The organism is Nocardia acidivorans NBRC 108247 (genome assembly GCF_001625085.1).
GTDB classification, from domain to species: domain Bacteria; phylum Actinomycetota; class Actinomycetes; order Mycobacteriales; family Mycobacteriaceae; genus Nocardia; species Nocardia acidivorans.
The window spans coordinates 99,568-120,199 of sequence record NZ_BDAW01000015.1; the positions used below are offsets into that span (position 1 = coordinate 99,568).

A 20,632-nucleotide genomic window follows, 5' to 3' on the forward strand; every position below is an offset into this window, starting at 1 on the left:
TCGAGTTTCGTCAGACACGACCTGACCCTACCTGACGTCACTAGATCTGTCGTGACTTGACATGAGTCCGCGGGCGGGCGCACAATCGCTCAAGTCACGCAAATCTAGCGACTTGAGGGAGAATGGATGTCGGAGACCGTGATTCGGCGCCTGTGGACGGCGCGCGAATATGCAGAGTTTGTGGGGATGACCCCGGCTGCTGCGAAGCAGCAGCGCTACATGGGCGGAGGTCCGCCCTACATCCGGCTCGATGGCCGAATTCGATACGACCCGGCCGACGTTCACGCCTGGCTCAATGCGAAGAAGCAGGGCGGGGCCGCCTAATGACACCCCAAGACGAGAGCGACCCGGGAGCGGTTGCATCCGCTCACCGGGTCATCGAAACCCATCCCTCGCTTAAAAAGAGAGTTCCTGAAGTGACCATACCAACCCAGCCCACCAGCGACAACGACGGCAATCGCGACCTCGACTACAGCCGCCCGCCGTTCGAAATGCCGCTGGCCGAAGTCATCGAATGGGCCACACGCAACGGCATCCCCATGGGCGCGGTTGTAGACGCCATGAGCGGAGTCCGCGATCTGACGGCTGATGAACAGTGGAACGCGCTGCGCGCGCTCGGAATCCCGTTCAACCGCCGACAGCAGCAATCCCAACTTGCTGACGTTCTGGACGTCGTGGGCATCACGGTTTCGGCTCCGAGCGGTCGCGTTCGCCGCACCGGCGATTGGTCGACGATCGGCGAGCTGGTTCTGTCGCCGACCGGGATGGTCGAGGTGGTCCCTCGTTTCGATTTGAAAGAGTGGCAAGACGATCGGCTTATCGCTGTTGCGGCCCAGATATGGCTTCATGGCCGCAACCCGCTCGCGGGCTGGCTGTGGATGCCGGAGCGGGGCGGCTGGTTGGTCCGGGTACAGGTGCGCGTCGCGGGTGGTGGCGGGCGGTGAGGCCAGCACTCGTAGCGTCCTCGCCCACGCTCGGGCGCCCTGTCTATTCGGCATCCGACGCCCGAGCGCTTTTCCGGGCACATTTGGGCGACGAGCACGACATGGCTTACGTACCCGAAATACGTTCGGCGAGCGCGATTCTCGTATCCCGCTTCCGTGCTGAGGCGGAGATGCTCGCGTTGCGGCTCGCGGAGTTGGCCGTTGAGATCAGTGACCCGCTGGAATTGTTCGATGCCTGGCAGACCTTCGGCCGTCAGATGCGCGTGCTCGACGCCGAGCTGCGCAAGACCGTCGATGAAATCCCTGGAGGTGAGGCCGAATGAGCGAGCATCCTCGACACCTGTTGCTCGTCGACGAAGACGGGTTGCCGCGTTCGGTGCTCGACTTGGCGAGAGCTCAATTCGACGCGACACGCCTGATGTGGAATCTCGCTGCCGCTTCGGGGGATAACGCCGAGCTGGATCGCATTTGCAACGAATGGGCTGATGATCATGACCCCGTCGAGTTCGGCCTCATCGCTGGCGCTGCACTGACCTTGATGGCTCGCTGCATCATTGAGCCGCTCCTGCAACTGCTCGATGAACTGAGGCCGGGCAACGACACCAGGGCCAAGCTCGCCGAGAGCCGCGACCACGCCGAGCGGACGCTAGGCGGTGGTCGTTGATCATCAGCAACGCAAGTTCCCGAGGCGCAGCCGGATCGGCTGCGCCTACGGGCGTGCCCATGACCGCTCACTGCTACAACCACAGCGTGTACGACCCGGTGTGCTTCTCCTGCAAGCTCGCGGCCCAAGAGCAGATCGACGAACTACGGCGGGACGCAGTTGGGACGCACCCCGGGACGCACCTGGACCCGGCCAAGGGGGAATTCGGGACGCGTCCCGCCCCTAATCCCGGGACGCGTCCCGATTCAGAAAAGCGCAGTTCAGGGCGCAACGATAGGAGTGGTGAGAGAGAAGCGCGTCCCGACTCTCGCGGCGAAATGGCGGGACGCAGTTGGGACGCACCCCGGGACGCACCTGGAGATGACGAACCGATGGTGAAGGTCCCTCGATACTTCGACTTCGCTGCCATGTTCGCGGGCACCCTCCCCGAGCCTCCGAGGCCGACCATCTGTCCTCGCAGCGACGAAGTTGGGCTGTTCTACCGCAGTCAGTACAACACCGTGATCGGAGATCCCGAGTGCGGAAAAACTCTGCTCACGGACCATGCGACGGTCGTCGAACTTCTGGCTGGCGGTCGAGTGCTGCGTCTGGACCTGGACCACAACGGGCCCCAGTCGACCGGGTATCGGCTGGCGGACATGGGCGCTGACCCGGCGCTGCTCGGTGATCCGAACCGATTCGTATATATCGAGCCTGAGGACAGGACCGATCTGTTCGAGGTTGTCGAGCACATGAAGGCATGGCGGCCCACGCTCATCGTGCTCGACAGCATCGGTGAACTGCTGCCCATGTTCGGCCACAGCTCGAACAGCGCCGACGACTTCACCGTCTGTCATTCAGCGGTCATCAAACCCTTGGTGCGAACGGGTGCATGCGTGATCGGCATCGATCATCTGTCCAAGGGCAGCGACTCCCGGGCATATGGCGCAGGCGGAACGATGGCCAAGAAGCGTGCCATCGGTGGCACTTCGATCCGTGTCACGGTCGATGTGCCATTCACTCCCGGCAAGGGCGGATCCGCGTACCTGGCCATCAACAAGGACCGTCATGGCGGACTGCGTGCCCAGTCACCAGTCGGCGACAAGGAACCCCCGGCGGGGAAGTTCGTCCTCTGGCCTCACAGCGAGCCCGGTTCCTCGGGCACTATCCGGGCGATGGTGAAAGCGCCGATGAAAGACGAACGAAATCCGGCCGAAGCTGCACCGTCCGAGGACATCGCCGCAGTGGCAGGACTGGAACCGCCACCCTCATCGGCCAACGACACACAGAAGCGGCTGAAGTGGCGCGCTGACCGCGCACGCATCGCCTTCAAGGCATGGAAGCTCTCACCGAAAGAAGAGGACAGGCTGTGACCGATTCAACGCCCTCGCAGGATCAACGCCCTCGAGTTTGGCGGGCACCCGAAATGACCGATAGTCCTGGGCCTGTCGATTGCGGCCCCTGGGCACTCGACCCTGAGCTACTCGTCCTGCGGATCGAAGGTGACTGGTACTCATACGAAGTCGACCTCGAGGAGTGCGTCGACTCCGCCGAAATCCTCGACACGATCATTCAGATTGCGCGCAAGAAATGGGCGACCGACGCCGTTATCGGCGGATTGGTACGAGCCATCAATTGGACATTGGATCCGCAAGCGCACCTGTGCTCGTTCGGGCGTAGCACAACCATCTCCTCCGGGAAGGTCCGCGAAATCGTCAATGCGCGAAGGGGGCACGCGCTTCATCGGGGTGGTGCGGTATGAGCGCCGATCCCGCTCGCGCTGTGCGCATCTTGGAGCGCAGATGTAGCGGACGTGGCACGCCCATGGTTCGTGTGCGCTGTCCTCATTGCAGTGCGCGCCACTGGATCGCGTCCGCGCTTACGAGTTCGGCCCGGTGCCCGAGGACCGATAAGCCGATCGCGATCGAAGGCATCGTCCGTCCCGCGCCCCAAGCGAACGACAAAGGGAGCCAATGGACGAGGAGTTCCTAGCCCGACTGACCGGGGGCGGCGACCCGTACCGCGAAGAACGCCATCGTTCCGGCACCGCGGCCGGGCGCCGGCGCGCGAAGTCCGAAGGCACCTTCGAGCAGTACTACCCCAATGAACAGCAGTTGGCTCCGTCCGTGCATCAGCAACACCTTGCCCGCCTGCGCCAGCAGGAGGAAGAACGTCAGCAACAGGAAGAAGGAGAACAGCCATGACCTACACCAATCCCGTTCTCGAAGCTCTCGACATGGTCGAGCGAGAACAAGAACGCGCCGATCGTGAACGTGACAACCGCCCCCCGGTGATCAACGTGGAGGGCCACGTCTACGAAGTCGGCCCCGATGGCGATCCCGCCGACGAACGGGACCGTGACCGCCTGATAGCCCATGCGCAGTATCGCGCCGACCGTGAAGTGAAGCGTGTCATCGACCAGCACAATAAGGGCCTGCACGTAAGTGAGCGGATGGCCTACCGGGAGGCCACCTCCAACGAGGTGCGGACCGTCTATCGTCAGCTCCTCGACGAAGGCCGTCACCGTGCCGACACGGGTCATTCCGCATGGACTGGGTTCGACCTGGGCGACGTCGTCAACGGCGCGTTGGGCTGAATTGTCTTCCGGCGGAAGGTGGCTCACCGACCTCGAGGTGCGGGCCGCCTATTACACGTGCGCCGAAATGGTGCGGCGCAGGAGGCGCACCGGTGAGCCGATCCCCGATCCGGTGCGGCGATTGTTCGAGCGTCTGGACCACACGATCAGGGAGCGGCCTGCCGACTCATCGTCGGTCGAGCACGGTGAGACGCGGCCCCAGGACGGAATCGGCAGCGGGCAAGCCGCGGTAATTCTGGGCATCCCTGAACGGCAGGTGCGGCGGATCGCGGCAGATCTCGAGGGCAGGCGCATCGGCCGCGATTGGGTGTACAGCCGCGTGACTGTGGAGGAATACGCCGCAGCACTGCACGAGCGGTAGATAGGCGGCCGGGGAAAGGGGCACGCGCTGAGCGCGTGCCCCTTCGTCGCGCCGTCAGCGGTCAGCTGCGGACTGCTCGATCTCGAGAATCGGAGCAGAGCCAGCAATGCGACCGAGGCAGGTACCCGTGAGAACACCGATATCGACCCTTGCGCCGACCGATTTCTTGGTCGATGCCGTAGTCGACTATCTCGCCGCGCTGTCGCCGAGGGATTTCGCCGCGATTGTCGCTCAAGCGCGACCGCCAGCAGAACTGGTGAAACCTGTTGCGGTGTTGGGTGTTTCGAAGGAGGTGAAGTAGTTGCCTACCTATGACGCCGGGACGGCAGCCATTCGCATCAAGGCTAGCTTCCGGGGCTTCGTTCGGGATGTCGAAGACGAGCTGAAGGCCATGCGTTTCAGCCTCGACGTGACTGTTGGGGCGAACACCACGCAGGCGGCTGCCGATATCGAGGCACTGCGCCGCGCAGCGCAGGAGAACACCACCTTCCGGGTGGACGCGAACACCAGTGTCGCCGCTGACGAGATCGCGGCGCTGCGGCGGGAAGCGGCCCGCAACGCCAGCTTCCGTGTCGACGCCGACACCGCGGCCGCTGCCGCGCAGATCGAGGCGTTGCGCCGGTTGGCGCGCCAGGGCGGGACGATCACGCCGGGGGTGAACGGGACGGCCGCGCGCGCCGGGGCAAAGGCACTGAGCACCGAGCTGAAATCGGCGTTGACGTTGCAGGCCAAGGTGATCGGTGTCGTCGGCGCTGCCGGACTCGTTGCCGATCTGCTCGCGGTCGCTGGCGCGGCGGCCAAGGCCACACACGCGCTTGCCCTGATTCCCGCTGTGGGATTCGGAGGACTCGCCGGAATTGGTTCCATCGCAACGGGTTTCAGCGGTATCGGTGGTGCTTTCAAGGCGTTCGGTGAGCAGTCCAAGAGCGCGGGCAGCGATGCCGGTGAAGCGATCGACAAGGCCAATCAGGTCTCCGACGCCAGATACGCCGAAGCGCAGGCGGATCGGGCCGCGACCACCGCGCAGAAGGCGCTGACCGACAGCTACCGGGACGCCAGCCGGGAGCTGCGCGACCTCAATGACCAGTTGACCGATCAACGGCTCTCGACCGAGGATGCCGCGCTGGGTGTCGAAGAAGCAGCGAAGCGGCTCGCGCAGATTCAGCATGACCCCAGTGCGGACGCCGACGCGCGCAAACGAGCGGACCTGTCGTACCGGCAGGCGGTGCAGCGGCTCAAGGAGCAGCAGCAGAAGACCTCGGATCTGTCCCAGGACACCGCGGCCGCGAATGCCAAGGGGATCGAGGGAAGTGCCCAGGTCACCGAGGCCAAAGGGCGGGTGCTCTCGGCCACTCATGACCAGGTCAAGGCCGAGCAGGATCTGGCCAAGGCCTTGCGTGATCAGGCCAAAGGCCCTGGCGGATCCGAGTCGTCGCTGGCAAAGGCCATGGACAAGCTGTCGCCGAACGCGAAGGAGATGGTCAACCAGATTCACGCGCTGGGCCCGGCATGGACGGACGCGCGCCTGGCCGCGCAGGACGCCCTGACCAACGGCATGGGTTCGGCCGTCACCAAGCTCGCATTTGAGCAGCTTCCCGGCCTCAAGGCTGGCATGGTCGGCATCGACACCGCGGTCAACACCGGTCTGCGCGCTTCCCTGGCCAGCCTGTCGAGCGAGGTCAACAGGGCCGACTTCCGAACCTCGCTGTCCAACACCGCGCAGGGGTTCCAGAACGCCGCCAAGGGCGCGGCCCCGCTCACCGATGCCCTGACCAAGTTGGTCACGGTCGGCACCGACTATCTGCCGACGCTGGGGCAGTCGTTCGACAACTTCGCTACCAAGTTCAACACCAGCATCCAAACCGGCGCGGCCGACGGCAGCCTCAAGCACTGGATCCAGGACGGAATCGACTCGGCGAAAACGCTTTTCGGCATCATCAGGGACGGCGGCTCGATCATCGCCTCGGTGTTCCGGGCCGCGGACGCGGACGGGGTGAGCAAGTCCCTGCGCGATAGCACGAAGAGCTTCGCCGACTTCTTGAAATCCGCTGAGGGACAGAACAAAATGCGTGACTTCTGGCGAGAGGCACGCTCGGATCTGGACAAGATCAAGCCCCTGCTCGCCGACCTGCCGGGGATCCTCAGCGGCGTCTACAGCGGGTTCCAGACCTGGGCGGGAATCGCGATGCCGTTCCTCAAGGCCGCGGGCGATCTGCTCGCGGCGCACCCGGCGCTGGTGAGTGATGTCGTCACCGCCTACCTGGCATTCAAGACGGTCGGCCCGATCTTCGACGCCGCCCGATCCTCCATAGCCAATTTCCGCACCGGCATGGCGGACGCGGGTACCGCCACGGGCACCACGGGCACCACAGCGCGTGGTCTGGGCACCCTTCTCGGTGCCGCTGGGCCGCTGGGTATCGGATTGCTGACCACGGGCGTCGGTCTCGGCCTGACCTACCTCATCAACAAACACAACGACGCCACGGCCGCCGCCGAGGCCCAACAGCGCGCGATCGAAGCGCTGGGCCGGACCTTGGACGCGCAGTCCGGCCGCGCGACCCAGGAGACGCTCAAGGCGACCTCCGATGAGCTGGAGAAGGGCGGCTACCTGCAGCGAGCGCAGACCCTCGGTGTCGACCCGCACGCCTTGGTCCTGGCGGCTACCGGCGTCGACCCGTCGGCCAGGGAGGGTATCAACGACTCTCTGGTCAAGAAGATCATCGAGCAGAAGGGTTCCTCTGGTCAGTGGCAGTTCGCGAACAATGCTGGCCTCACCGATCAGGACATCGCCCAGGCGCTGGCCGGTATCCCCGAGGCGGTCAAGAAGTACGCCGCGACCAAGAGTTCCAGCCGGGCGTATCTGCCTGACCTGACTGAACTCAAGTCCACCCTCAACGACATCGGCGAGAGTGCCGCGACCCTGGGCGGCGAGCTCAACAACACCAACTCCAAGCTGTCGCAGATGGGCGAGTCCATGCGGCGCACCAACCAGGCCGCGGTCGGTACCCATGAGCTCACCGAGCAGGGCGTCAAAGACTTCGAGAACCTCGGCGTCGCGGTTCTGTCGGTGCCCGATGAGAAGACAGTGTTCGTCAAGTCCCTCACCGCGGACCAGCAAGCCGCGCTGGAGAAGCTGGGCGACACGATCGTCAAGTTGCCGGACGGCACGTTCAAGGTCACCCTCAACGCCGACCAGATGCGCGCGGATATCCGAACGATCGAGACCACGCCCTACACCGCGACACTGAACCTCAACGTCAAAGCCGATGTGGATAAGCTCAATTCGGACATCGCCAATATCGACCGGCGGTGGGCCGACGCGACGAGCGCTGTACCCCCGCGCGCCACCGGCGGCCAGCTGCCCACCACCGGTCCGGGCACCGACCGCCGGGACGGCATCCTGGCGGCCACGCGCGCGGGACGCCCGGTCGCGTGGGTCGACGGCGGGGAATGGGTCGTCAACCGGGACAGCTCCAAGAAGTACGGTGCCGAGCTGGCCGCGATCAACGCCGGAACATTCCGGCAGCTGCCCGGGCACAAGGACGGCGGCATCCTCGGCGAGGACACTCAGCAGCCGAGCGACGACACCAAGAACAACCCCGCCAAGACACCGGTATCTCATGTCGCACAACTGATTTCGTACGCGCAGTCCTCCGATGGTCGCGCGTACGGCGGGGCGTGGGACTGCTCGGGCTTCCAGTCCAAGCTCGCCAACGTCTCGGTCGGGCGCGACGCCGACGCCGGGCGCTTCTCCACGGCCAACGAGGGAAGTTACTTGTCGGCGCTGGGCTTCCGGGATGGTGTCGGCAACTCCAGCACCTTCCGAATCGGCTGGGTCAACGACCCTTCGATGGCGGGCGGCGGACACACCGCTGGCACGCTCCCGAATTCGGCGAATGTCGAATCCGGCGGTGCCACATCGAAGGTCATGTACGGCGGCCAGGCCATCGGCGCCGCGGACACGATGTTCAACCAGCGCGCGTACCTGGTCATGGATTCGGCCGGCGGCAGCGGTGCCTATACCGCCGGCACTTCCGCGCCCGGCGCGACCACCTACAACACCTCCACCAGCACGGTGATCAACCCGCAGGCCGCGCTCCCCGGCAAGACCACCGACACCGAGCTGACGATCGCCGAGGACAAGGCCGCGGTCGACTCTGCCAACTCGGAACGTAATGCGGTGTATGCGAATCCGGCCGCGACCGATCAAGACAAGTTGGCGGCCGACCGCAAGTACCAGAAGGCGCAGAACGCGCTGGAGTCCGCGACGAAGACCAGCGACAACTCGGCGCTGTCGCTGAAGGGCATCTTCACCAAGGGCGCGGGATTCCTGGCCGACGCGATCCTGTCCGGGCTGGGGCTCGAGAACAGCATCTTCTCGGAGAACAACGTCTACAACAAGGCCGCGAACAGCATCTACAGCCACTACAACAACGGCTCAAGCCTCACCGGCGGGTACGCCTACACCCCGCAGAACCTGCCGACGATCGTCACCACCTCGACGCCGCAATCCGATGCGCCGGTGAGTGACCCGGCGCTGGCCACCCAGGTACCGGCCGCGACCGACACCACCGAGGCAACCAAGGTCTTCCCGGCCGCAGTCGAGAAGTGGCGGCAGGTATTCAAGTCGGTGCTCTCGGGCCTCGGTAAGCCTGCCTCCTGGCTCGAGCCCGGTCTGGCGCAGGCACAGACCGAATCGAACGGGAACGAGAAGGCCCGCAACGACAACGACAGCAACGGCCAGGGTGGTACCCAGACAGTTCTCGGCCTCATGCAGATGCTTCAGTCGAATTACGACAGGTACCGATCTGCGCTGTACGGCGGCGGAATCTTCGACGGCGCATCGAACTTCGCCGCCGCGGTGAACTACACCTCGGACCGATACGGCGACGCGACCCAGGTCTGGGGCAAAGGCCACGGCTACGCCGACGGCGGCCGGATCCGCGGCACCGGCGGCTCCCGCGCCGATGGTGTTCCGATCTGGGCCAGCCCCGATGAGTTCGTGGTCAACGCCTACGACGCGACGCGCAACAGCGCAGCGCTCGAGGCCATCAACGCGGGTCGCTGGTCGCCGGTGAGCATCGACCCGACCCAGCTACGCAGCACCGGCGCGACGACCAACAGCGGACCTATCCACAACACGACCGTGAACGCTCGCGTAGCCGACGTGCACGACCTCGCGGACCTGGTGGAGCGCCGCGCACACGTGGCATCCATGGGCCAGTTGGCGGCCGTCGGATGAGGACGCCGACGCGGTGCACCAGCCCAGCACACCGCTGCCCACCTCACGAGCGGAATGCAACCATGGCGGGAGCAATCAGCCTCGACCACCCAGCCTGGAACGATCCCGCGCCTGGTCGCCCGGCTCCTGCGGAAGCGCTGGCATCACAGGGGTTTGAACTGCATGTTGTCACGATAGGAGCGGCTTCGGCCCTACGTTCCACGGAGAGCTTCAGGGGTAGTCACGCACCCTCTCGTCCCGCCGCCGCCCGCCCCTGGTCCAGCCAGGCCGCGGCACGGACGGGGTGGGGGGTGCCTCCCTCCGCTGGTCGCCTGGTCAGTCGGGTCACATAGCGCCGACCAGTCTGCGCATCGCATCACCGAGAATCCAGAGGAGCGAACCATGCCCCGCAAACCCAAAACCGCCGGTGACCAGGCCGTCGATGCTCTGACGGCCGACCTCGGCGAAGGTATGGAATGGTCCCAGATCGAGCTGTTGACCCTCGAAAGCATCCGCACCGCGATCGATAGGAGCGCGAAACTGCGCGAATTGCTGGACGCGGAGACCGGTAAGGCGCTCCCCTCGAGCCGCCGCGTGACCGAGCTGGCCGCGGAAATCCGCCAGTGCGAAGCCAGCGTGATCCGATGGGCGCAATCGCTCGATCCGCGCGGCGAATCGGTCAAATCCGCGGCGCACCAGCACGCGGCGAACGCCCGATGGGGTCGACGTGGCACGGCCTAGGGGCAACCAGAAAGAGCAGGACATCCGCCGCCACCTGCTCGAGGAATCCACCGCGCTGCGCGATCGGTACGGGTGGCTCGACCCCGCCGCGTTTGCCGAACTATCCAAACCCGTCGACCAGTTGAGCGCAGGCGCCGCGTGGTCGCTGCGCCGGTACGAACTCCCCGATGATCACCCCGCGCGCACTGCCGGAGCTGCGGGGGATCTGCTCACCCTCGACGAATCCGATGTGCTGTATCTGCACGGTCATTGACCCAGTCCTCGCCGCTCGGCTCAGACGGGATGCCGGACTGAGGGGTGGGGGTGGGGTCGATCGGCTGCTTGGCTGGGAGATCGCGTCACATAGCGCCCCTTCTCTCCCCACCCGAAATGCCCCGGCAGCCTCGCCTACGGGTTTGGAGAATCGCAGGTCAGGACTCCTTCTACTAAAACCCGCAGGTCAGGGCGGTAGCGGTTGAGGAGGTGTCCATGGCTGGACGAGGTCTCGCACCGAAGGAACCCAGCTGGCGCGCCCGGACCCCTGGGTGCGGGAGAGTCCTGAACGCGTCCCCAGGGCAAAAGAGCCACCGGGGGAGTCTCGCTATTCGTCTGGCTCTGTCGGCTCGATATCGACCACGGATTCCGGATCGACATCGATAACTTCGCCGTCGTCGCCGAGCAGTTGCAGCGTCTCGCGTACGCCCTGATCGAGCTCTCGCATGTCCTCATCACTGGCAGGCCAGCCGTACGCGTCGATCGGCCGGAGGCCGTTGTCGCTGTGCTGGAATCCGATTGGTCCGCCGACGCGAGCATTCGCGTCCTTGTTCTGGTGCTCGTTCATGACTCTGTCCAGTCCGGCCGACATGAGTCCGGTACGACCTTGCCGGAGGCAACCAAGGCCGTCCACGCGGCGGACTTCGTTGCGCAGGTGTCGAGATGGCAATCGAGGTGGGTCTGCATCGCGAGCTTCGGATTGGCGCGCCCCCAGGCCGCATTGCGGTGGCTGAGGCAGGACAACTCGGCGCTCACCGCCGAACCTCCGCAGGCACGTCCAGTACCGCCCGGCCATGGCGGGTCTCGGCGAACGATGCGCCGAGCGGGGTGATCGCCCACGAGTCCCGCTGAATTCCGACGCAGGCGACGACCATGCCGGTCTTGAGCAGCGACCGGATCGCGCGGTCCGCGGCCCTGGAATGGATGCCCTCGCTTCGGGCGATCTGGTCCGCGGTCAATTGCCCGCCGGGTGCGAGCGCACGCAGTACGCGGGCCTCGTTCTGGTTCATCGCGGGAACCCCTCACATGCGTTGTGAACGCTGAAGTGGCTCCTGCGCCGGGATCGTATTGTGGCTACGAAGATCCGGCGCAGGGCCACAGCACTCACGGTATGAACGCAGGTCAGGGCTTTCTGTCCCCAGAGGACAAATCGGCGAATTCAGTTCGGTTTGCGATCGAGTTCCGGGCCGATGCCCAACCGCCAGGCCAAGCCGCGCAGCTCCCGACCGCCGGCGTCGCGCCGGGCTGCGCGCAGCTGGTCGGCCACAGCTTCCCGGACGAAGAAGTCACTGCGAAGACGTTGCGGCGAGAGGTGTTCGGCCTGCAACAGCACCGACAAGCCCTTGTCGCGCGTCTTGGGTTCGGCGAGCAGGACGCGGCCCGCTTCGGAGTAGAAGCCCGCTAGCCGCGCCGGGTCGGGGATGGTCGCGATAGGCATACCCGCCACGGCTTCGATGGCTTGGGGTCCGTCGCCGAGTTCCATTCCGATCGATGAGCGCCAGATGCCGACATTGAGGCGGCCGAACCACATTCGGCCGAAATCGCCTACATCGCTGTCCATTCGATCGGCTACCGCGGCAGCCTCATCCAGGTGGGTGACGGCGGTACTGCGGTCCGATTGCACGGCGGCCGCCAGCGACGCCGACAACTGGAGCATTCCGTATGCCTGGAGTACCTGCGGATCGTCCAAGCCTGGAGTCAGCTCGTCTGCCAGCGCTACCGCGCGGTTGTACTGCTGCGGCCTCGACAGCGAACCTGTGACGTTGCCCCGCATCCACATCGCGGCGCCGCGCCATGCGAGCGAGTCGAGTTCCTCCGAGCATTCCTGTGCGGCCTTCGCCGCGAGCAGGGGAAGACCGCGGACTCCGAGGCGTTTGGCCATCACCATCATGGCGAAGTAGCAGCCGATCATGCCGATCAGGATCGGTTCGCGGTACTCGGGTGTCCGCACGTACATCGCGTGCAGCTCGAGCAACAGATCTGGTGAGAGTCGGCCGATGGCCTGATAGTCACCCGCCCCGCGCAGTTCCTCGAGCTGGGCGAGATCCGCGCGCACAGGTGCCCATTCGCGAATCGGTGTGCCGGGATCGTCGCCGAGTTGGCACACGTCCAGGGCTTTCTCGACCGCGACCACGCCCGCATACGCGTCGGTACCCGGGCCGTCGGGTACCTCCCAGGGGCGGCCGGTGAATTCGGAGGGTGCGACGCGTAGTGCATGCGCCAGGGCTTCGAGGGTTCGTCGGTTTTCCAGTGTCTTCTCGCCGCGTTCGAGTTTGCCGAGGTAGCCGTAGGAGATGCCTGCCAGTCCTGCGGTCACTTCGAGCGATTGTCCGCGCCACGCGCGGATTTCGCGGAGTCGGCGTCCGAGCTCGTTCGGGGGCACGCCACTGCCCAAGTCCACCACACTCATGCATCCACGCTACGACCGTTCGGTCCGCTCAACCAGGGGATCGAGGCGATAGGCCGGGCGTAACATCGAGAACTGCGCCACCACACTCACCGGCGCATAGAAGCCGTCACCGGGTCGCCACCCAGTGACGGCTTCTTGTTGTCCGTGGCTCCGCCTGGGAGCCGGTATTCCCGCACCTCCAGGCGCGAATACAAGTCTAGGGTTTTCGTACGGTCTCGGGGGTTTCGGGTCGGGTCCGCGACGCGCCCACATTTTGCCCACAACCCTATGTGATTTACCTTGACTTGCCATGCCTCCGCATGACAATTTATGCAGCTCAGATGCCATTCTTCTTTCTTGGCCGGGTTTCGGAACGGGTTCGATTCCCGGCAGCTCCACCCATGACGGCCCCGCAGGTCAGAGACTTGCGGGGCCGTCGCGCTGTGTCCCTACTCGAACCGCCACGCCGGATAACCGCTATCAGCTCAAATGAATCAGCCCTGAGCAATGACAATGCGAACCAGGAGCTCGGGGTCGTCAGTGTTGAGATCGTGCTCGAATCCGGCTGGGTTGTCGATTCGCCGAGTTGGGTCGTAGACCACTACGACTAGCGCGGCGACGTTCTTCTGTCCTCGATAGCCGAACATATCGTCGACGAGTTGGCTACGGATTTCCTTAGCTCCGAGCGATTCTCGGGTCATCTTTGCCTCTACCGCCGCCTGTTCCTGGCATAGCACGAAGTCGATGCGATACGAGCCGCCCGCCCTACGCGGGGTCGTTTCTTCCGGCTCAGCTCGGAGGCAATCTCGCGGATCGACAAACCAGAACGGCGCAGGTCCTGAATTTGCTCACGCTCGACCAGACCGAGATATCGCCGATGGATGACCTTCTCGACAACCTCGAGGTCGACACTCCCACCGATCGCGCGTGATCTTCGTTGCGGCACAACGCCATTGTTGGGCTCGGGGTAACGCACCACGCGACCGTCCGGATAGACCCGGCCCCGGTTGATGATCGTGATGCCCTTGTCCCAATCGGTGGCCGATCGGGCATCGGCGCCGACCCGCTTGCGGGCCTGCGCGTGGGTAAGTCCGGCAGCGCGCAGCCGCGGGAATTCCTGCCTGCGCGGGTTGACCTTTCGTGCCTCGCTCGCACCAGGCGCAGAAACTCCGCCTTCAACTCCGCAGAGAGCCCAGGTCGAGAGCTGGGAGGCGGCATAGTGTGGCGGTATGACAGCGGCGAGGGTGTGGTCAGTGACGTCGACGACTCCGACCGAGGATGATGCGCGAGCCATTGCAAGGGCTGTAGTCGCTGACCGGCTCGCGGCCGGGGCCGAGATCAGCGGGCCTGCTACGTCGGTGTTTTGGCACTTGGGGGAGCTCGGCGAAGGCAAGGAGTGGCGGGTCACTCTGCGAACGTCCGCTGCCGTGCGCGACAGGCTCGCGGCACGGGTGGCCGAGCTGCATCCTTGGAGTAGCCCAGAAGTGACGGCGAGCCCGATCGAGTGGTGTATCGACAGCTATGCCGAATGGGTCGAGCAGACTACAGCTGCGTCGGAATAGGCACGTGCGCGGCGTTGGCACGCCTGGCGAGTTCGAGCCCACCCGTGAGACCGATTGCGGCGCATCGCTGTGCGACTCTCGCACCCTGGCCAAGGGGCGCACCGAGGCGACGCGACCGGCCAATGCGAATGCTTGCTCGGTGGTCGATATCGCCTGGGCTTCGTCGCCAGCGTCGAGGTAGGCATAGGCAAGCCACGTCAGGTACAGCGACTGGTCGCGCGCCCAGTGATCGGGGTAGGACGCGAGGGCGCGTTCCAAAGGTGCAGTCGCTCGGTCTGGTTGGCGTAGCACTGACCAGACGCGGCCGGTCTTGATGTCGAGCTCGGCAGCGTCGACCCAGGCGCACCAATGAGGAGCGTCATCGGTGGACGCACCCGCGAGTGCATCATGGGCCGAGTCGAGCGCACGGGCCACGCCGTCACGATCGCCAGTGGTGGCGTAGGACCAGGCACGCCGAGACTCGAGCAGGGCGCGAGCCTTGCCATGGGCATCGGGTCCTATTGCGGTGCAGGCTGATTCGGCTGATTGTGCGGACTCGGTTTCTCCAGTCGCATATGAGATGTGGACGAGTGCGTTCGCTGCCAGCGCGCGGCTCGATGCCTCGTCGGCAGCTCGGCCGCTGTAGTGAAACAGGACCCATTCGCTGGGGACGGGCCACTCCAGCCAGGCTCGCCCGAGCGGCCGGAAATTCGCTTGTTCGCGTGACTCCGGAACGGTGTACTGAAATGCGATGAAACAGCAACGCCCGGCTACAGCCAGATCCGCCACCGACGGCCTCAAACTGCACCGACACCTGGTGCGGTCCTCCGGTCGCACCCACACGGTCATCACCTTGCGCCCCGGTAGCGTCGCTCGTTTCAGCACGAACTACTACCACGGCACCTGGCACGTATTGTCGGACGACCACGGGGCACGCCTGCTGGCCCGATTGCTGTGGGGCCTTTCCTATCAGGCTCGTCCCGGGACGGTCGTGCTCATCGACCGACCGTTCCTCATCCCGACGCCGTTCGACGCCGACCCGCCCGATCCCATTGTCCTGGCGCCCGGTTGGTGCGCCCCCTTCGGCGATCGGGTTGCCCTCGAACTGAAACGCCAACTGCCCCTGTCAAATTCGGACGGCACGGTGCGCTGGCACACGTTCGGTCTGGACCGGACGTTGAAACCCGAGGCATGGCAGAGCTGGTGGGATCGCTACCGCCACTGGGACGACGAGGGCAGCGTCGGTCGCCGGAGCGGGCTGCTCGTCGTCGCCCCCGCCACCGCCGAGGAGTGCCGCGCCTGGGCGCTGAGCACAGCCCAACTCGATACGTCGGGCCCGTACGGAACCGACCACGTCGAGCTCGGGTCCTGGGATCGAGGCGATGACGGTGAAATCCAAGTCTTCCGGCGCTTCCGTTCAATGGCGAACGTGGCCAGCCAGGCTCGTGCGCAAGTGTTGTCCCGCTCCGACGCACCGATCGACCCCGCAGTCCTGCGACCGGCCATCTGGCGCGAGGCCGAAAAGGTCAGGGGCGAGGCCCATCTGACGATTCGCGAATGGAGGGGTGGCCGCTACGAGCTCGGCCGCGCCGCCGCTGTCATGCTCGCCCACGCCGAGGTGTCCACCCTCGACGATCTCGCGGACGTCGGCGCGGTCGAGGCGTACCGCCGCATGCGCGCCGCCGAGGTGAAGGGCCTGGACCTCGAGATGCTGTGGGCGATGGCAGGCGCACTCACCTATCGCGACCGTCGCGGCATCGATGCGGACCGCCGCCGCGAGCTGCTCGCCGCACTGGGTCCGGAGCCCGCACGACAGCCGCGCCGCCGACACCGCTACCGAGCGCCCGTCCGCCCCACTGTCGGTCGGCGTCGCTGACCTCTGGGCGGACCGTCGGTTGTTCGGTGACGCCGAACCGAGGACCCGGTGCACCTCCGAGGGCCGCCCCGACAAGGGCGACGGCGTCGCTCGCCGTGTTCAACAGACCCGCGCCGCGGCAGCGAAGTCGCTCGGGCAGGCCGCCCAGCAGGGTGTTGGCGGCCGGGGCCTCCCATAGCCCAGCGAAAGTCATGGCATCCCCGAGAAACGAATCACCACGGCGAGCCAGTACCGGCGATAGATCCGATCGCCCGGCAACTCCGGCATCGACGACTCCGACCAGACTCGTCGTCGGGTGCTGGGCCCGTCAGAACAGAGACTGAGCGCCAGCCGCGACCATGAATCCGTGGCCGCCCGAACTACATCTCACGCCGGTTCGCAGTGATTCGCACGCCGTGCCCTGAACAGTGATCGTGGCACCGTAGGGCAGGACCTTGCCGCCGCCCTTCGACCCGCCGCCAACCGGGTCGCCCACGAATACACCCTGGTTCAGACATGCGAATTGCGCTGCCCCACCGGCAATCCGGGCGGCAACCGCACGATCCGGCCGAGAACCGCAGTCCGGCAGGGCCGGTGGTACGACCGACACACGCGCCAGCTGACATCCGACGACACTGCCATCTCCGACGTTGAAGCCGCACATAATGTTTCCGCTCGGCGACTGGAAGTAGAACCGATCACCCTGTTGGTAGTCACGGGCATCGACGGTCGCGCCGTCACGCGCCGGCAATCCAGAGGGCGCCTGCGGTGCCAGAGGTGCGGTTGTCAACCGATCGACCGACGAGGCATCGGGCCGAGCTGAGCTGGGCGCGGCGGCGCCACTCGTCCCTGGCGCGGCGCCACCGTGGTCGCAGCCCGCAAGAGCGCTGACCGCCACGACAACCAGGGCCACGGTCGCAAATTTTCTCATGCCTGTTGATTCCTTTTCGGATAGGATTCCGGAATGGCGGCCCTCGGGCCATGATTGGCAAAATGGTTTATGATGCCCGCTACCGCGTTCCGCAATTAACCAATGAGGTACGTAGCAACTATCGGGCTGATTCCTGCCTTCAATCCCCATGCCAAGCTTAACTGGGCGATTTGTTGATACGCTACGAATCCGGCAGGGCATTACTGAAAGAAATCGCAATGCTGCTCGATCGCAAAACTATCGAAGGCATTGCCGCCCAGAACCGAGCCGCCCGGGTCACAGCGAACGGTCGGCCGATCATGTACATGGCATCGAGATCACCCAATCCCGCCGCCCAGCCGAGCCGGAGCAGTCGGCCTTCGGAAGCCAACCATGCCTTGATTCTCATCGTATTCACCCCCGTGCCTGTCCGGAGCACAGGCCACTCCATCATTCACCACATGAGACGGAGCGACCAGTCACTATCCGCAATGACACCGGCGAGAAGTTCTCTCCTAATCAGAACCCCACAGTTGTGGCCTTAGGCTCGTATTCATGCTTCATCCTTGGCGTTTGCGGCTTCTGGTGGAACTGTCCGAACGTGGCACCATCGCCGCTGTGGCAGACGCGCTGTACATCACCCCGGCGGGCGTCTCGCAGCAGCTCGCGAGCTTGGAGTCGGAGGCCAGGACTCAGCTACTGGAACGGATCGGCCGCCGCGTGCGGCTCACGGCGGCGGGCGAGCTGCTGGTCGGGGCGGCCAAGGAGATCCTCGCCGACATCGAACAAGCCGAGGCCGGCCTGGAACAGTTGCGCGGCTCCATCTCCGGTTTGCTGCGATTGAGCTGTGTCCCAACGGCTTCGGCCGCCGCCGTCCCGACCGTCACCAAGCTGCGAGCGGAGTATCCCGAGCTCGATCTAAAGCTGGAACAGCGAGAGACACCAGATGCGCTGCGCGCATTGAAACTCGGCGAGATCGACCTGGCGCTCGTGGACTCCTTCGAGCCGCAACCCCGGTCCGACGATCCTGTACTGCAACGGATTCCGTTGCTCGACGATCAACTGGTGGTACTGCTCGGCGCGGAGCATCGCTTGGCTCAATCGGAATCACTTCGCATCGAGGAGCTGCGCGCCGAGAACTGGGTGCTCTGCGAAGAGGGGACACCCTGGTGCGAATATCTCGGCAAACTCTGCGAGGACGCCGGATTCACCCCCAATGTGGTCGCCCGCTCACGAAGCATCGACTTCTCGGCCGCCTACGTCGAGGCCAGCGACTCCGTCGCGGTGCCTTCACTGCTACTGCTGCGCGACACCCATCGGCGGCGGGTGGTCTCGGTTCCGCTGGAGCCAACCGCCTACCGCTATCTCGGTCTGGCACTGCGCAAGTCCTCGACCACACGCCCGAGCATGCGCGCTGCCCTGGACGCCTTCACCCGACTGTTCGCCTGAGTCCGCCGTATCGACTCACCCCGCGCCTGGCGCGATGCACGCTGTATTCGGCGGTCCCCGTTTCGGCCAACGGGATCGCGCACAGCCCGAAAGCGCGCCATGACAATCGCGGCTCCCGTCCGGTCACCGGGCCCCCAATGCCATCATCGACCCCGTCGGCGGGTCGAAGGTAGTTGCCTGATTGGGCTCCAGCGTCGTCGTTCCCGTTGTGCTGCCGCAGGACTCGTCCGGGTAGAAGCGGACGGATACATTGGTGTCGTTGACGGCATAGTTCGCCCCGGCGATCTCGAAACTGCGGCATTCGAAGTCCGCGGGGTCGATGACGGGGTGCGTCTGTCCGTCGATGACCGCCTTGTAGTACACGATCCCGGACGCCGCCTGCGCGGTCGTCGCCGAATAGCCGCCGATCGAGGTTGTCACGAGGAATGCGACAACCGCGCCCCGCTCGAGCATTCGTCCCAGTGAAATCACTGTGACATCCTTTCGTTCTGTGGTGCGAGCATTCGGTGATCGCGTCAGCTGGTCGCCAGCGCATCCCAGTGGGACGGGAACTCGTAGATCCAGGACAGCGGGTCGGCTTTGCCTCTGCCCGCGTGAGGGCCGACGAAGAACGGGAAGACGATGTGGTCGCGGATCAGGCGACCGAAAGCGCCTGGAGCCTTGCCGTCCCCTGCCTTCTTTCCCCAGGCTACGACCCGTTCGACGCGGGCGCGGCGGGATTGCTCGAAGTGTTCGAAAGCGGCCGTCGCGGAAGATTTTTCGGAGAGCGCGTGGGCGAGGACGACGGCATCCTCGATGGCCAGCGACGCGCCCTGTCCAGCCGACGGTGAGGCAGCGTGAGCGGCGTCGCCGATAATGATCATGAGATCGCGGGACCAGGTGGGGACCGAGGGGAAGTCGTAGGTCCCGTACGGCGCGGCCAGTGCGGCGGTGCGGCCGATGATGTCGAGGGCCGGGGAGCGGTCGCGATCGAACAGAGTGACAAGCCGCGCACGAAGATCCATGCAAGACAAGTCCTTCGGGCACGGCTCGGTGCTCTCGGGCAGGTTGGCAAACCACCACACCGTGTCGTCCGGATGCACGACATATCCGAAGAACGCGCGCCTGCCGAAGATCAGGTTCAGTTCGCCCGGCGGCGAAGCCAACCGCACGCCGTTCGCGTATCCGCCGGTATTGAGCAAACCGGTGTAGCGGGCGGACGGTGCGGCGGCGTCGATGATCTCGCGAGTGCGCGAGCGCAATCCGTCCGCGCCGATGAGCAGATCGCCGACCGCGCTACTCCCGTCGGCGAAATGCGCGCGCACGGCGGAGCCGTCGCTTTCGGCATCGAGAAGCCGCTTGCCATGCAGTATTTCGATTCCACGATCCTGCGCCTCGGCGCGCAGTGCCGTATAGAGGTCGGATCGCGAAATCGTCCGGGCCACCGGACCGTTCGGCAGCGTCGGCCCGTAGGGGAAAGCGGCCAGGAGTTTGCCGCTGCCGCTGGAAATCGCCATGTCAGGAGTCGGGAAGCCCGCAGCGAGGCAGTGGTCGAGTTCCAGTGTGCGCAACGCATACTGGCCGTTCACCGCCACGGTCAGGAAGCCGCCCACCGATTCCGCTGTGCCGGAGTAGCTTTCGTAAATGGTCGCCGCTATCCCGGCGCGCTGTAGCGCGATCGCGGCGACCGGCCCGGCAATCCCCGCGCCGATGATCAAAGCTTGTCTCATGACGATCCCATCCCCCCGGGT

The 20,632-nt window shown here is 65.3% G+C and carries 26 protein-coding genes and 1 pseudogene; 16 read left to right on the forward strand and 11 right to left on the reverse strand.

What is annotated here, in order from left to right:
- The first annotated feature begins 126 nt into the window (after nt 1–126).
- The 13 genes from NA10_RS09890 to NA10_RS09945 all read left to right on the forward strand — a co-directional run bounded on the left by NA10_RS09890 (nt 127) and on the right by NA10_RS09945 (nt 10,759).
- Nucleotides 127–324, forward strand: coding sequence for a helix-turn-helix transcriptional regulator (locus NA10_RS09890; protein ID WP_067566364.1), 198 nt, complete (start codon nt 127–129; stop codon nt 322–324).
- Nucleotides 325–416: 92 nt separating this feature from the next.
- Nucleotides 417–944, forward strand: a complete 528-nt coding sequence (locus NA10_RS09895) for a hypothetical protein (RefSeq protein WP_067566368.1) — start codon at nt 417–419, stop codon at nt 942–944.
- 101 nt (nt 945–1,045) lie between these two features.
- Nucleotides 1,046–1,267 carry a hypothetical protein gene (locus NA10_RS09900; protein ID WP_157556313.1) on the forward strand — a complete coding sequence of 74 codons (222 nt, stop codon included), beginning with the start codon at nt 1,046–1,048 and terminating at the stop codon, nt 1,265–1,267.
- Nucleotides 1,264–1,608 carry a hypothetical protein gene (locus NA10_RS09905; protein WP_067566374.1) on the forward strand — a complete coding sequence of 115 codons (345 nt, stop codon included), beginning with the start codon at nt 1,264–1,266 and terminating at the stop codon, nt 1,606–1,608. The genes NA10_RS09900 and NA10_RS09905 overlap by 4 nt, the downstream gene beginning before the upstream one ends.
- 407 nt (nt 1,609–2,015) lie before the next feature.
- Complete coding sequence (locus NA10_RS09910; protein ID WP_084514471.1) at nt 2,016–2,960, forward strand: AAA family ATPase; 945 nt, start codon at nt 2,016–2,018, stop codon at nt 2,958–2,960.
- A complete protein-coding gene (locus NA10_RS09915; RefSeq protein ID WP_157556315.1) occupies nt 2,957–3,349 on the forward strand; it encodes a hypothetical protein in 393 nt (130 codons plus the stop codon). Before NA10_RS09910 ends, NA10_RS09915 begins: the two co-directional genes overlap by 4 nt.
- Before the next feature lie 211 nt (nt 3,350–3,560).
- On the forward strand, nt 3,561–3,791 hold the full coding sequence (locus NA10_RS36595) for a hypothetical protein (RefSeq protein ID WP_157556317.1): 231 nt from the start codon (nt 3,561–3,563) through the stop codon (nt 3,789–3,791).
- Entirely contained in the window at nt 3,788–4,183 is a 396-nt protein-coding gene (locus NA10_RS36600; RefSeq protein WP_157556319.1) for a hypothetical protein, read from the forward strand. Before NA10_RS36595 ends, NA10_RS36600 begins: the two co-directional genes overlap by 4 nt.
- Nucleotides 4,113–4,544: a hypothetical protein gene (locus NA10_RS09930; protein WP_169812561.1), complete on the forward strand. Its 432-nt coding sequence runs from the start codon at nt 4,113–4,115 to the stop codon at nt 4,542–4,544. Before NA10_RS36600 ends, NA10_RS09930 begins: the two co-directional genes overlap by 71 nt.
- Before the next feature lie 127 nt (nt 4,545–4,671).
- Nucleotides 4,672–4,845, forward strand: coding sequence for a hypothetical protein (locus NA10_RS36605; protein WP_157556323.1), 174 nt, complete (start codon nt 4,672–4,674; stop codon nt 4,843–4,845).
- Entirely contained in the window at nt 4,846–9,786 is a 4,941-nt protein-coding gene (locus NA10_RS09935; protein ID WP_157556325.1) for a transglycosylase SLT domain-containing protein, read from the forward strand.
- Nucleotides 9,787–10,167: 381 nt separating this feature from the next.
- The gene (locus NA10_RS09940; RefSeq protein ID WP_067566394.1) at nt 10,168–10,506 is read left to right on the forward strand and encodes a hypothetical protein; all 339 of its coding nucleotides are present in this window, start codon (nt 10,168–10,170) and stop codon (nt 10,504–10,506) included.
- Nucleotides 10,493–10,759, forward strand: coding sequence for a hypothetical protein (locus NA10_RS09945; protein ID WP_067566400.1), 267 nt, complete (start codon nt 10,493–10,495; stop codon nt 10,757–10,759). The genes NA10_RS09940 and NA10_RS09945 overlap by 14 nt, the downstream gene beginning before the upstream one ends.
- A 327-nt stretch (nt 10,760–11,086) precedes the next feature.
- On the opposite strand, the gene NA10_RS09950 is transcribed toward NA10_RS09945, so the two are convergent.
- The 6 genes from NA10_RS09950 to NA10_RS38565 form a co-directional block, all read right to left on the reverse strand.
- Complete coding sequence (locus NA10_RS09950) at nt 11,087–11,326, reverse strand: hypothetical protein (protein ID WP_218021490.1); 240 nt, start codon at nt 11,324–11,326, stop codon at nt 11,087–11,089.
- Nucleotides 11,323–11,514 (reverse strand): hypothetical protein, encoded by a 192-nt coding sequence (locus NA10_RS38145; RefSeq protein WP_218021491.1) that lies wholly within the window; start codon nt 11,512–11,514, stop codon nt 11,323–11,325. The genes NA10_RS09950 and NA10_RS38145 overlap by 4 nt, the downstream gene beginning before the upstream one ends.
- Nucleotides 11,511–11,768, reverse strand: a complete 258-nt coding sequence (locus tag NA10_RS09955) for a helix-turn-helix domain-containing protein (protein WP_067566406.1) — start codon at nt 11,766–11,768, stop codon at nt 11,511–11,513. The genes NA10_RS38145 and NA10_RS09955 overlap by 4 nt, the downstream gene beginning before the upstream one ends.
- A 149-nt stretch (nt 11,769–11,917) precedes the next feature.
- The gene (locus NA10_RS09960; RefSeq protein ID WP_067566408.1) at nt 11,918–13,168 is read right to left on the reverse strand and encodes a helix-turn-helix domain-containing protein; all 1,251 of its coding nucleotides are present in this window, start codon (nt 13,166–13,168) and stop codon (nt 11,918–11,920) included.
- A 473-nt stretch (nt 13,169–13,641) separates the two neighbouring features.
- Nucleotides 13,642–13,884, reverse strand: a complete 243-nt coding sequence (locus NA10_RS09965) for a PD-(D/E)XK nuclease domain-containing protein (RefSeq protein ID WP_067566410.1) — start codon at nt 13,882–13,884, stop codon at nt 13,642–13,644.
- Complete coding sequence (locus NA10_RS38565; protein WP_245677120.1) at nt 13,857–14,441, reverse strand: helix-turn-helix domain-containing protein; 585 nt, start codon at nt 14,439–14,441, stop codon at nt 13,857–13,859. The genes NA10_RS09965 and NA10_RS38565 overlap by 28 nt, the downstream gene beginning before the upstream one ends.
- Between NA10_RS38565 and cutA the strand changes: the two genes are divergently transcribed.
- On the forward strand, nt 14,377–14,709 hold the full coding sequence (gene cutA / locus NA10_RS39465) for a divalent-cation tolerance protein CutA (protein WP_067566412.1): 333 nt from the start codon (nt 14,377–14,379) through the stop codon (nt 14,707–14,709). The two genes, NA10_RS38565 and cutA, sit on opposite strands and share 65 nt — an antisense overlap.
- A 72-nt stretch (nt 14,710–14,781) precedes the next feature.
- Here the strand turns inward: cutA and NA10_RS39755 are convergent.
- Nucleotides 14,782–15,537: pseudogene (locus NA10_RS39755) on the reverse strand (NsdA family TPR-like regulatory protein); the annotation flags it as partial.
- Between NA10_RS39755 and NA10_RS09975 the strand changes: the two are divergent.
- Nucleotides 15,440–16,564 (forward strand): TfoX/Sxy family DNA transformation protein, encoded by a 1,125-nt coding sequence (locus NA10_RS09975; protein ID WP_067566414.1) that lies wholly within the window; start codon nt 15,440–15,442, stop codon nt 16,562–16,564. The pseudogene NA10_RS39755 and the gene NA10_RS09975 overlap by 98 nt on opposite strands.
- Nucleotides 16,565–16,871: 307 nt before the next feature.
- On the opposite strand, the gene NA10_RS35425 is transcribed toward NA10_RS09975, so the two are convergent.
- A complete protein-coding gene (locus NA10_RS35425; protein ID WP_245677121.1) occupies nt 16,872–17,474 on the reverse strand; it encodes a hypothetical protein in 603 nt (200 codons plus the stop codon).
- 181 nt (nt 17,475–17,655) lie between these two features.
- Nucleotides 17,656–17,862 carry a hypothetical protein gene (locus NA10_RS36610; protein WP_157556329.1) on the reverse strand — a complete coding sequence of 69 codons (207 nt, stop codon included), beginning with the start codon at nt 17,860–17,862 and terminating at the stop codon, nt 17,656–17,658.
- Between the two features lie 164 nt (nt 17,863–18,026).
- On the opposite strand from NA10_RS36610, the gene NA10_RS09980 reads away from it, so the two are divergent.
- Nucleotides 18,027–18,902, forward strand: a complete 876-nt coding sequence (locus NA10_RS09980; RefSeq protein WP_218021493.1) for a LysR family transcriptional regulator — start codon at nt 18,027–18,029, stop codon at nt 18,900–18,902.
- A 123-nt stretch (nt 18,903–19,025) separates the two neighbouring features.
- Here NA10_RS09980 and NA10_RS09985 read toward each other — a convergent pair whose 3' ends face one another.
- Nucleotides 19,026–19,355 (reverse strand): hypothetical protein, encoded by a 330-nt coding sequence (locus NA10_RS09985; protein ID WP_067566421.1) that lies wholly within the window; start codon nt 19,353–19,355, stop codon nt 19,026–19,028.
- A gap of 62 nt (nt 19,356–19,417) precedes the next feature.
- Entirely contained in the window at nt 19,418–20,611 is a 1,194-nt protein-coding gene (locus NA10_RS09990; RefSeq protein ID WP_067566424.1) for an FAD-dependent oxidoreductase, read from the reverse strand.
- Nucleotides 20,612–20,632: the final 21 nt, after the last annotated feature.

Excerpts from the sequence above, each read along its gene's own strand:
- NA10_RS09905 (WP_067566374.1), top strand. The coding sequence starts at position 1,264 with ATGAGCGAGCATCCTCGACACCTGTTGCTCGTCGACGAAGACGGGTTG.
- NA10_RS09950 (WP_218021490.1), bottom strand. The coding sequence starts at position 11,326 with ATGAACGAGCACCAGAACAAGGACGCGAATGCTCGCGTCGGCGGACCA.
- NA10_RS36600 (WP_157556319.1), top strand. The coding sequence starts at position 3,788 with ATGACCTACACCAATCCCGTTCTCGAAGCTCTCGACATGGTCGAGCGA.
- NA10_RS36595 (WP_157556317.1), top strand. The coding sequence starts at position 3,561 with ATGGACGAGGAGTTCCTAGCCCGACTGACCGGGGGCGGCGACCCGTAC.
- NA10_RS09910 (WP_084514471.1), top strand. The coding sequence starts at position 2,016 with ATGTTCGCGGGCACCCTCCCCGAGCCTCCGAGGCCGACCATCTGTCCT.
- NA10_RS09960 (WP_067566408.1), bottom strand. The coding sequence starts at position 13,168 with ATGAGTGTGGTGGACTTGGGCAGTGGCGTGCCCCCGAACGAGCTCGGA.
- NA10_RS09955 (WP_067566406.1), bottom strand. The coding sequence starts at position 11,768 with ATGAACCAGAACGAGGCCCGCGTACTGCGTGCGCTCGCACCCGGCGGG.
- NA10_RS36610 (WP_157556329.1), bottom strand. The coding sequence starts at position 17,862 with ATGAGAATCAAGGCATGGTTGGCTTCCGAAGGCCGACTGCTCCGGCTC.
- NA10_RS09900 (WP_157556313.1), top strand. The coding sequence starts at position 1,046 with ATGGCTTACGTACCCGAAATACGTTCGGCGAGCGCGATTCTCGTATCC.
- NA10_RS09990 (WP_067566424.1), bottom strand. The coding sequence starts at position 20,611 with ATGAGACAAGCTTTGATCATCGGCGCGGGGATTGCCGGGCCGGTCGCC.
- NA10_RS09985 (WP_067566421.1), bottom strand. The coding sequence starts at position 19,355 with ATGCTCGAGCGGGGCGCGGTTGTCGCATTCCTCGTGACAACCTCGATC.
- NA10_RS09890 (WP_067566364.1), top strand. The coding sequence starts at position 127 with ATGTCGGAGACCGTGATTCGGCGCCTGTGGACGGCGCGCGAATATGCA.
- NA10_RS09940 (WP_067566394.1), top strand. The coding sequence starts at position 10,168 with ATGCCCCGCAAACCCAAAACCGCCGGTGACCAGGCCGTCGATGCTCTG.
- cutA (WP_067566412.1), top strand. The coding sequence starts at position 14,377 with ATGACAGCGGCGAGGGTGTGGTCAGTGACGTCGACGACTCCGACCGAG.
- NA10_RS09975 (WP_067566414.1), top strand. The coding sequence starts at position 15,440 with ATGAAACAGCAACGCCCGGCTACAGCCAGATCCGCCACCGACGGCCTC.
- NA10_RS35425 (WP_245677121.1), bottom strand. The coding sequence starts at position 17,474 with ATGAGAAAATTTGCGACCGTGGCCCTGGTTGTCGTGGCGGTCAGCGCT.
- NA10_RS38565 (WP_245677120.1), bottom strand. The coding sequence starts at position 14,441 with ATGGCTCGCGCATCATCCTCGGTCGGAGTCGTCGACGTCACTGACCAC.